Raw genomic sequence first — 2,231 nt, forward strand, 5'->3', positions numbered from 1 at the left:
AAGATTTGCTCCTACGCGCAAGGCATGGCGCTGTTGAGCGCGGCCTCGAAGTCGTACAACTATGACTTGAGTTTGAGCGAAATTTCCCGAATTTGGAAGGGTGGCTGTATTATTCGGGCTGGATTTTTGGACAAGATTAAACAAGCTTTCAAGGACGATCCCGAGCTGCCAAATTTGCTGTTAGCGCCGGAGTTCAAACAGAGCATTCTCGATCGCCAATCAGCTTGGCGGGAGGTGTTGGCTACTGCTAGCACACTGGGGATTGCAGTGCCAGCCTTTAGCGCCTCGCTGGACTATTTCGACAGCTACCGGCGCGAAAGATTGCCGCAAAACCTCACGCAAGCTCAGCGTGATTATTTCGGGGCTCACACCTACGAACGCACCGACAAACCGCGCGGCGAATTCTTCCACTCTGAGTGGACGCAGACTGCTAAAGAGTCGCTGCAAACTGGTAGTACGGACTAATTAATTTTTGTAGGGTGCGTTTCGGCGCACCTTACTAATTTCTGGTGTTGAACCGCTTTGGTTTCAGCAGTTAAGGGTTGTCATCTGGCAAAAGGCTGAACTAAGTAAATCAACGTAATTAAAAGTAAAACTATCTCCATCTCCATACGTTAGAACCCCGACTTCTTTAAGAATTCGGGGTTCTGGGTATTCTGTTTGTGTGAGGTGGGCCTACTTACAGGCTATTCAGTTTTAGGATTGGACAGGACGCGTTGGGCCAGAGCAAGAAAATGACTAGCATTAAGTTTACCCACTCTAATTTATCCTTGGGGAGAATTAGCTTAATTTTCTCTATAACCTCTATAACTCTTTTCATAGCTTTTTTCCTCCTTTTTTTTCGTTAGTGGGAGACTGGCTTTTCCTTTTCCTTACCTTAATAGCTAGAGAAACCATCTGTCTAGCAATAGGAGCGATTCTCTTACTTTGGTCCCATGCATCCTTCCCTTCCGGGAAGCTTTTGGATCTCAGAAACAAAAAAATTTGTTTGTCGCGATCCTAATCATAGATTCAACGAACCTATACACTTATTGTAGACTGCTTTTGATGGATTGAGTAGCGGCGGATAACCGAACATGGCTAGCAGGAAATAAAAGGAAGAATCTGGGCCGTTTTACGGCGGGGAGTTGTCAAATACTAAACTAAGTGCATCATTCGGCGAGTGAAATCGCTGCATAGAGTCAAACTTTCATCCGCCTCCGCAGACAAGGGAGATCGACCTGTATCTTTTATCTCACTGATGAATCATGCTACAAATTTCTAACACTGTGTTCATAGACGATCGCGAAATCGAGATTAGTGCGATTCGCTCTCAAGGTGCGGGGGGGCAAAATGTAAATAAGGTGGCGAGTGCTATTCACTTGCGCTTTGATATCCCAGCTTCCTCATTGCCCGATCGCTACAAGCAGCGTTTGTTGCAAATCAACGACCAGCGCATCACCTCCGAAGGTGTGATTGTCATCAAAGCCCAGGAACACCGCAGCCAGGAACAAAACCGGGAGGAGGCTTTGAGACGGCTGCAAGAACTGATTAAAAGTGCGATCGTCATACCGAAAAGGCGCAAACCCAGCAAAGCGACTCGTAGTTCCCAGCGCAAGCGTCTCGACAGCAAAACCAAGCGAGGCCAGATTAAAGCTCTGAGAGGGAAAATTACGGAGTGATTGATAATATCAATTCCTATTAAAATTAGGATATAATTGTAGGTGATGATTGTTAGTTTTAGGAAACGGCAATGACAACTACTGCAAGTAACGAGCCGACGCTGGGGGATGTTATTGAAAAGCTAGACAAGCTATCGGCTGAAGTTGAGAAATTATCAACTGATGTTGAGAAAAATAATGACAAAACCGACAGATTCAATGACAAATTCGATAACTACCAGAAAGCTACCCAATGGGTTGTGCAACTTGCTTTCACTTTGATTGCAAGCGCCACTATCACGGTGATTATCACTTCTGTTCTCCGTAAGTAATACCAAATCCTACTTTAATATCCTCTTTATAACTTGCTTGTTAGATGCCCGACTTTTTCAAGAAGTCGGGGATATAATCTGCTTTTTTAGGTTGGTCTAATTAGAACTAAGCAACAAAAGTTGTCAGTCGGGATTTGGTGGGCCTAAGTCGTCAGGCAAATCGTTAAGCGTTTTTCCCAAAGCTTTGCAAAGAGCTTTCATTTGAGCAATGGTCAGTTCGGGTTCGTCTAGCCCTCGTTCCCATTTGCTAATGGCTTGC

General features: G+C 45.0%; 3 protein-coding genes and 1 pseudogene. 3 read left to right on the forward strand and 1 reads right to left on the reverse strand.

The window, feature by feature from the left end:
• The 3 genes and pseudogenes from ACUVJL_RS26085 to ACUVJL_RS26095 form a co-directional block, all read left to right on the forward strand.
• A pseudogene (locus ACUVJL_RS26085) lies at nucleotides 1–465 on the forward strand (NADP-dependent phosphogluconate dehydrogenase); the annotation flags it as partial.
• 782 nt (nucleotides 466–1,247) lie between these two features.
• Complete coding sequence (arfB, locus tag ACUVJL_RS26090; protein ID WP_445248494.1) at nucleotides 1,248–1,661, forward strand: alternative ribosome rescue aminoacyl-tRNA hydrolase ArfB; 414 nt, start codon at nucleotides 1,248–1,250, stop codon at nucleotides 1,659–1,661.
• A gap of 71 nt (nucleotides 1,662–1,732) precedes the next feature.
• Nucleotides 1,733–1,972 (forward strand): hypothetical protein, encoded by a 240-nt coding sequence (locus ACUVJL_RS26095; protein ID WP_445248495.1) that lies wholly within the window; start codon nucleotides 1,733–1,735, stop codon nucleotides 1,970–1,972.
• Nucleotides 1,973–2,095: 123 nt separating this feature from the next.
• Here ACUVJL_RS26095 and ACUVJL_RS26100 read toward each other — a convergent pair whose 3' ends face one another.
• Nucleotides 2,096–2,224 carry a hypothetical protein gene (locus ACUVJL_RS26100; RefSeq protein ID WP_445248496.1) on the reverse strand — a complete coding sequence of 43 codons (129 nt, stop codon included), beginning with the start codon at nucleotides 2,222–2,224 and terminating at the stop codon, nucleotides 2,096–2,098.
• Nucleotides 2,225–2,231: the final 7 nt, after the last annotated feature.

It is taken from the genome of Microcoleus sp. OTE_8_concoct_300 (genome assembly GCF_031383065.1).
In the GTDB taxonomy this organism is placed as follows: Bacteria; Cyanobacteriota; Cyanobacteriia; order Cyanobacteriales; family Microcoleaceae; genus Microcoleus.

Coding starts and splice junctions, on each gene's coding strand:
- arfB (WP_445248494.1), top strand. CDS start 1,248: ATGCTACAAATTTCTAACACTGTGTTCATAGACGATCGCGAAATCGAG.
- ACUVJL_RS26095 (WP_445248495.1), top strand. CDS start 1,733: ATGACAACTACTGCAAGTAACGAGCCGACGCTGGGGGATGTTATTGAA.